Here is a 278-nt window from a genome sequence, read left to right on the forward strand (position 1 = left end):
GCGGGCAAAAAGTGGACAATATCATATTGTAACATTGCAAAGAGATCAAGGGAAATGGAAATTGGCCGGATATCATGAAAGCCAAGAACTTTTAACTGAAATAAAACGATTACAACAATTATAAAGTGAAACTGTAATTGGTGGGGGATGTTCATCTCTCACTGATTAATAGCTCGCACCAATCGGGCTATTACTGCCCACAAATAGTGGGATAAAAATAAGAATAGGTCTTTACCTATTCTTATTCAATATTGAGTAGCTGTTGTAATTTTTCAATT

At 34.9% G+C, this 278-nt stretch carries 1 pseudogene; it reads left to right on the forward strand.

The annotated features are described in order from the left end of the window. Positions 1-124 (forward strand): annotated as a pseudogene (locus SB658_RS23510) (DUF3993 domain-containing protein); the annotation flags it as partial. Positions 125-278: the final 154 nt, after the last annotated feature.

It is taken from the genome of Bacillus sp. SIMBA_008 (genome assembly GCF_046535495.1).
Lineage (GTDB): Bacteria > Bacillota > Bacilli > Bacillales > Bacillaceae > Bacillus > Bacillus subtilis.